This is a genomic window from Mycobacterium sp. SMC-17 (assembly GCF_045310915.1).
GTDB lineage: Bacteria > Actinomycetota > Actinomycetes > Mycobacteriales > Mycobacteriaceae > Mycobacterium.
Map to the genome: position 1 here is coordinate 85,311 of NZ_JBJIAK010000022.1, position 6,908 is coordinate 92,218.

The following is a 6,908-nucleotide window of genomic DNA, read 5'->3' on the forward strand; positions in this document are numbered from 1 at the left end:
CGATGCCAGGGGCGAGCGTAGCGACGGGGAGTCTGATGTTTCACGTGAAACGTGGCCAAGCGTGACGATGGATACGCCGATCGGGGCGGAAGCCGAACGCGCGGTCCAGATCCTGCACGGCGCCAAGGGACAGCAGCTGCCGCGGCCGACGCATCAGCGGGTGTTCACCATCGCCAACCAGAAGGGCGGGGTCGGTAAGACCACCACCGCGGTCAACATGGCCGCGGCCCTGGCCCTGCAGGGACTCAATGTTCTGGTCATCGATCTGGACCCCCAGGGCAACGCCAGCACCGCGCTGGGCATCGAACACCGGCCGGGCACCGCGTCGTCGTACGAGGTGCTGATCGGGGAGATCACCCTGGAGAGCGCACTGCAGCGGAGCCCGCACAACGAGCGCCTGTACTGCGTCCCGGCGACCATCGACCTGGCCGGCGCCGAGATCGAATTGGTCAGCATGGTGGCACGTGAAACCCGGCTGCGGAACGCCCTCGCGACGCTCAAAGACCACAACTTCGACTACGTCTTCATCGACTGCCCGCCCTCGTTGGGTCTGCTGACCATCAACGCACTCGTGGCGGCGCCCGAGGTGCTGATCCCGATCCAGTGCGAGTACTACGCCCTGGAGGGCGTGGGTCAGCTGCTGCGCAATATCGAGATGGTCAAGGCGCACCTCAACCCCCAGTTGGATGTCACGACAGTCGTCCTGACGATGTACGACGGCCGCACCAAACTCGCCGACCAGGTCGCGATGGACGTCCGAGACCACTTTGGCGATAAGGTTTTGCGGACCGTCATCCCACGCAGCGTCAAGGTTTCCGAGGCACCGGGATACGGCATGACGATCCTGGATTACGACCCGGGATCACGTGGAGCAATGAGCTATCTGGACGCCAGCCGTGAACTCGCCCAGCGTGGCGAGTCGGGAGTGAGGAAGTAACGATGTCGCAGCCGAAGAAGCGCAGCGGACTCGGACGGGGGCTGGCGGCACTCATCCCGACCGGTGCACCCGAGGACGGGCAGCAGGACACCTCGCTGCGAATGGGGTCTGCGGCTGCAGACGTGTTGATCGGTGGCGGTCCGGCCGGTCCGGTCAATGGCGCGGTAGCCGCAGATTCGGCCGCGGCGGCCAGGGCCGAAGCCGAGGCGATCGGCGCGGTGTACCGCGAGATCGAGCCGTCGGCCATCCAGCCGAACCCGCGCCAGCCGCGCAGCGTCTTCGATGCGGATGCGCTCGCGGAACTGGTGCACTCCATCCGTGAGTTCGGGCTCATGCAGCCCATCGTGGTGCGCGAGCTGAGCCAGCCGTCCGGACCGCATCGCTACCAGCTGATCATGGGTGAGCGCCGGTGGCGCGCCTCGCAGGAAGCCGGCCTGACGGCGATCCCGGCGATCGTCCGCGAGACAGCGGACGACAACATGCTGCGCGATGCGTTGCTCGAGAACATCCACCGGGTCCAGCTGAACCCGCTCGAAGAGGCGTCGGCCTACCAGCAGCTGCTGGAGGAGTTCGACGTCACCCACGAGGAACTGGCGACCCGCATCGGCCGGTCGCGTCCGGTGATCACGAACATGATCCGGCTGCTGAAGCTGCCCATCGCGGTGCAGCGTCGCGTTGCCGCGGGCGTGTTGTCGGCCGGCCACGCCCGGGCGCTGCTCGCGCTCGAAGGGGGGCCGGAGAAGCAGGAGGAGCTCGCGGCCCGCATCGTGGCCGAGGGGCTGTCCGTGCGTGCCACCGAGGAAGCGGTCACGCTGGCCAACCGCGACGGTGACAAGCCGGCGCCGGCGCCCAAGCGCAAGCCGATCCAGATGCCCGGTCTGCAGGACGTGGCCGAGCAGCTGTCGACCGCGTTCGACACCAAGGTCACGGTGAGCCTGGGCAAGCGCAAGGGCAAAATCGTCGTCGAGTTCGGCTCGGTTGACGACCTCCAGCGCATCGTCGAACTGATGAAGACGGAACAGGGCTAACCGACCCAATTTTGGGTCTGCGACAACCCGACCAGGGACAAGGCCCCGTTACGTCACTGTGACGGTGATGTTCGGGGGAGTGTCGGACGGGGAGGGGATGCGCGATGTTTCACGTGGAACAGTTCAGCGTCCGGTCGACGTCGATCCCGACTGAACAAATCGAGTCGACGGTGCCGGCGTCTCTTATCCTGGTAGAGCAGCCTGATCCGATCGGGTGGACGACGGGAGTCTGGTGAGTTCACGAATCACGCCGCTGCGCCTCGAATCGTTCGAGCGGCTGCCGAAGCATGCGCGGCGTTGTGTCTTCTGGGAAGTCGATCCGTCGGCACTCGGGGACAGCGACCACCTCAGCGACCCGGAGTTCGAGAAGGAAGCATGGCTGTCGATGGTCATGCTCGAGTGGGGATCGTGCGGACAGCTGGCGGTCGCGTGCGACCCGGACCGTGCCGAGGACCCCAACGATGACGCGCCCTGTCTGGGCTATGCGTTCTATGCGCCGCCGCGCGCCGTGCCGCGGGCCGGGCGCTTTCCCACCGGGCCGGTCAGTCCCGACGCCGTCCTGCTGACGACGATCGGTGTCGACTGCCCCGACGACGGTGACGGACTGTCGCGCCACCTGATCGCCGCCGTCGTCGCCGATCTGGTTCGTCGTGGTGTACGCGCGTTGGAGGCGTTCGGCCGGACCACCGAGGTGGCCCGCCTCGGTGGGACACAGGCCTGTCCGGAGGAGCTGGCGGCGACGATCGAAGCGTTCGGCGAGTGCGCCGTCGATCAGTGCGTGATCGAAGCGGACTTCCTTCAGGACAACGGCTTCGAGATCGTGGCGCCGCACCCCTACTTCCCGCGACTGCGGCTGGAACTCGAACAGGGGCTCGGCTGGAAGGCGGACGTCGAGGCGGCGCTGGAGCGACTGCTGGAGAGCAGCGCCTTGCAACAGCCCGTCGGGGCGGTCACCAGCCCCGCGCTGTGGACGCCGCACACCGGTCGATAGGGGAGCGGGTTCCACGGTGAACACGCGTGCCTGACGCCTCGTCGAAGCCCGACGACTGCGGACTGCTCGACGTTGGCGACGGCAACCGGATGTACTGGGAGACCCGCGGCAATCCCGTCGGGGAGCCGGTTCTGATCGTCCACGGCGGCCCGGGCGCCGGCCGGTCCCGCAACGCACACAAACAGTTCGACCCGGAGCGCTTCCGCATCGTGGCGTTCGATCAACGTGGATGCGGTGACAGCGTGCCGAGCGCGGCGGACCCGTCGACCGACATGTCGTGCAATACCACCGCGCATCTGCTCGCCGATATGGAGGCGCTGCGCCGTCATCTCGGCATCGATCGCTGGCTGCTGTACGGCGGCTCGTGGGCGTCCACGTTGATCCTCGCCTATGCGCAACGGCACCCGGATCGCGTGCTCGGCATCGTGCTGATCGGCGTGACGATGACGCGGCCGCAGGAGGTCGACTGGCTGTACCGCGGACTGCGGCGCTTCCGTCCTGCCGAGTGGCAGCGGTTCCGTGACGGTGTGCCCGAGGGTGACCGGGACGGCAATCTGGTCGAGGCTTACCGCCGGTTGATGGAGCACCCGGACGCCGCTGTGCGTGAGCGGGCGGCGCAGGATTGGTGTGCGTGGGAAGACGCCGCGATAGCCCATGAGGCGTTGGGGAAGCCGGGTCAGTACTCGGCGAAGATCGATGCCGGCCGACTGGCCTTCGTTCGGATCTGCACGCACTACTTCGCCCACGCGGCATGGTTGGAGGAGGGTGAACTGCTGCGGGATGCGCACCGATTGGCCGGCATCCCCGGCGTGCTGATCCACGGTCGTCTCGACCTCTCCGCGCCCGTCCGGACGGCGTGGGAACTCGCGCAGGCATGGCCGGGCGCCGAGCTCCGGATCATCGAGGACTCGGGCCACACGGGCAGCCCGGCGATGGCGGCGGCGATTGCAGACGCTGTCGAACGGTTCACTCCACGGCGAAGATAGCGCGGCCGTTCCACGTGAAACATCGGCCACACCGACCAGAGTCCGCGGGGCTCCGACACCGGTACCGGCCGCCAGACAGGCAGCCGTCGGCCGCGCCCTCTGGCATCCACACCGGAGTCCTTGCGGTCACACGTGGGTCGCGGTGGCGCGCTGGAATCGCGCCGGTGCGGCGGGGCGGCCATGTAGGTATCGCCCGGAATCCACACCGGCGCGTTACGGCTGCCCGACGCGGAACCGGTATCGGCCAGACCAACCGAGCAGCACTGCGCGGCTCCTGTGTCCCGCCGGCCGAACGTCATCGCTCGACCGAGTCGGGACGCCGGAAGTGCGCGGCGCCCTGACGCCGCGCCGGCTTGTCTCTGATCGGAATCGGCGGCGTGGGCAAGACACGGCCAGCGGTCCACGTGGCTGTCGCGATGGTCGGTGGGTGGGTACGTCGGTCGCACATCGGCTGTCCATTCCGGCGCCGCCGGTGAAGCTCCCGAGCGCCGGCCCGACTGACCGAACCACTAGGCCGTTCCCCAACCGATACCCGGCTGCGATTGATCCGCGACACGAGACCCACGTCTGGTCGGGTACGCGTAGGCAGTCCGCACGTCCTCGGCGCGAGCGACCTCGGCGCCGCAATTGCGCGGTGCGGGATTGGGGGGCGCCGTTGCGTGCGCGGCGAAGCGGTGTTGCCAAGAGCACCGTTGGCGGGCGCTGCCCGGCCTGGGATCGGAACGGCGCGCCAGTGCGGGCAGGGGAGGAGGGGAAGCCGAATGCAGCACCCGACGCCTTCACACCCCAGCGAGTCGGCTACTGACCGTCCAGCAGTTGGACGATGCGTGCGCGGCGGAGATTCAGGTCGTCGATGCGGGCGTCCATCTCGGCCAGTGTCTGTCTGATGGCGGCGGCGATGGCTGGGCACATGTCGACCGCGCTGCCGTCGATGCAGGGCAGTAGTTGTCGAATGGTGCGTACGCCGAAACCGGTGTCGATCAGCATCCGGATGCGGCGCACATCTTCCACGGTGTCGGCGGGGTAGTCGCGGTAGCCGTTGGACCGGCGTCGCGGTGCGATCAGACCCTGCGCCTCGTAGTAGCGCAGCGACCTGACCGAACTGCCGGTTGCCGCCGCTACTTCACCGATGCGCACGCGAACTCCTCTCGGGTTGACCATGACGCTGATGTCAGGGTTTAACTTCGCCGCATGCCCAACGATTCCCTACTTTCCACGTCGACGGTCACCCGCGTCGGCTCCGGTCCCGCCCTGCTTCTCGCGCACGGAGCAGGTGGCGGTGTCGCACTGAATTTCGGCCAACTCATGGACGAGATGGCCGGCGAGCGAACGCTGATCGGCGTGGACTATCCGGGCTCGGGAGCCAGTCCGTTGACCGCGAGTTCCTACCGCGTCGACGATCTGGCTGACGCGATCGTCGACGCCGGGCGAGCGGCCGGCTTCGAGCGATTCCCCATCGTCGGCCTATCGCTGGGATCGGCGGTTGCCATCACCGCGGCACTCCGTCATCCCGAGGCCGTCAGCGCCTTGGTCCTGACGGTGGGCTTCGCGCACGCCGATCCGCAGTTGCGGTTGGTTGTCGATGTCTGGCGCTATCTGGCCGCGCACGACCGTGACGTCCTGGCGCGGTTCCTGACAGCAGTGTCGTCGCCGTCGGCGTTCGACGAGGCCGGCAATCTCGACGAGATTGTGGCGGACGTCCGCGCGAGCATCCCGCCCGGCAGTCCGCAGCAGGCTGCCCTGGCCGCCGAAATCGACCTCCGCGACCGCCTCGCGGAAGTCGCGATCCCGACGTTGGTCGTGGCGGCGGGTGTGGACCGCATCGTGCAGCCGTCCTCGACGCGCGCTCTGGCAGCGGGCATACCTGGCGCAGTCCTGATGGAATATCCAGACGCCGGTCACATCTTCACACCGGACGAGGGGCGGACATGGATCTCCGATATCCGGAAGTTTCTGCTGGCGCACCAGCTGTGACCGACAGGTGGCACTGGCGGGTGGCCGTGCTGTCTGCCGCCGCCTTCGTTTATCTCGCCGCGGAGATGTTTCCGGTCGGCGTCGTCCCGCAGATGGCCGACGGACTGCACACGACAGTGCCCGCTGCGGGGCTGTTGGTGGGCGTGTACGCGGTGGCTGCTGGTGTGGCAATCATCCCGGTGGCTCTGGCGACTCGTCGCGTCGAGCATCGCGTCATGCTGACTGCCGCCTTGGCTTCACTGTCGTTGTCGCAACTGCTGCTGGCCGTCGCACCGACGCCCGGGTGGGCAGTCTTCGCCCGGGTCGTCGGCGCGATCTTGCATGGTTCGGTGTGGTCCCTGGCTCCGGTGCTGGCCAGTGCTCTCGCACCCGCCGGCCGTGCGGGGCAGGCGACCGCGCTGGTGTTCGTCGGGGCGGCACTGGGGTTGGCCGGGGGATCCCCACTGACGACGCAGCTTTCCCTACTCATCGGGTGGAGAGCCGCGTCGCTGGTGCTGGCGGTGCTTGCCCTGATCTTGGCGGCGGCCATTGCCGTGCTGATTCCCCGCCATATCGGTCGTACCGTGACGGCGCCGACCGCAGGCCGAGCCGGTGAGCCGCACACCGTCGCGGCGGTCTGCGTACTGACGCTACTGGTGGTGACCGCCGCCTATGCCCCGTATTCGTTCATCACGGTGTTGGCCGGCGACATCGGGATCCCGGCCGCCGGGCTCCCGGTTCTGCTCCTGGGCTATGGCGGCGCCGCGCTGGCGGCGGTCGTCGTCGCCGGACGGGTGCTCGATCGTCACCGTTACGCCGTCGTGGTCGCGGCCCTGACGGGTCTGCTGATTGCGTTCGCGACGCTGAGCCTGGTTGGCTCGCGCGGGTTGTTCGTCGCGGCAGTTCTGTTGTGGGGAGCGGCCTTTGCGTGTTGGGCGATAGCGTCCCGGGGAGTGGTGGACTTCGGATCTGGCGTGGTTCACGCGTTGTGATCAACGAGTCATGGTGAACGC

At 67.9% G+C, this 6,908-nt stretch carries 7 protein-coding genes; 6 read left to right on the forward strand and 1 reads right to left on the reverse strand.

What is annotated here, in order from left to right; translation table 11 throughout:
* Nucleotides 1-67: 67 nt before the first annotated feature.
* The 4 genes from ACJH7A_RS16150 to pip all read left to right on the forward strand — a co-directional run bounded on the left by ACJH7A_RS16150 (nt 68) and on the right by pip (nt 3,942).
* Nucleotides 68-937, forward strand: a complete 870-nt coding sequence (locus tag ACJH7A_RS16150) for a ParA family protein (protein WP_020099888.1) — start codon at nt 68-70, stop codon at nt 935-937.
* A gap of 2 nt (nt 938-939) precedes the next feature.
* Nucleotides 940-1,965, forward strand: coding sequence for a ParB/RepB/Spo0J family partition protein (locus ACJH7A_RS16155; protein WP_212807806.1), 1,026 nt, complete (start codon nt 940-942; stop codon nt 1,963-1,965).
* 232 nt (nt 1,966-2,197) lie between these two features.
* Nucleotides 2,198-2,956 carry an acetyltransferase gene (locus ACJH7A_RS16160; protein WP_406774425.1) on the forward strand — a complete coding sequence of 253 codons (759 nt, stop codon included), beginning with the start codon at nt 2,198-2,200 and terminating at the stop codon, nt 2,954-2,956.
* A 26-nt stretch (nt 2,957-2,982) separates the two neighbouring features.
* Complete coding sequence (gene pip, locus ACJH7A_RS16165) at nt 2,983-3,942, forward strand: prolyl aminopeptidase (protein WP_406774426.1); 960 nt, start codon at nt 2,983-2,985, stop codon at nt 3,940-3,942.
* Nucleotides 3,943-4,740: 798 nt separating this feature from the next.
* Here the strand turns inward: pip and ACJH7A_RS16170 are convergent.
* Nucleotides 4,741-5,079 (reverse strand): MerR family transcriptional regulator, encoded by a 339-nt coding sequence (locus ACJH7A_RS16170; protein WP_406774427.1) that lies wholly within the window; start codon nt 5,077-5,079, stop codon nt 4,741-4,743.
* A 54-nt stretch (nt 5,080-5,133) separates the two neighbouring features.
* Here ACJH7A_RS16170 and ACJH7A_RS16175 point away from each other — a divergent pair, with 54 nt between their 5' ends.
* Together ACJH7A_RS16175 and ACJH7A_RS16180 are read left to right on the forward strand one after the other, a co-directional pair.
* Complete coding sequence (locus ACJH7A_RS16175) at nt 5,134-5,916, forward strand: alpha/beta fold hydrolase (RefSeq protein ID WP_406774428.1); 783 nt, start codon at nt 5,134-5,136, stop codon at nt 5,914-5,916.
* Nucleotides 5,913-6,887, forward strand: coding sequence for an MFS transporter (locus ACJH7A_RS16180; RefSeq protein WP_406802334.1), 975 nt, complete (start codon nt 5,913-5,915; stop codon nt 6,885-6,887). The genes ACJH7A_RS16175 and ACJH7A_RS16180 overlap by 4 nt, the downstream gene beginning before the upstream one ends.
* Nucleotides 6,888-6,908 lie beyond the last annotated feature (21 nt).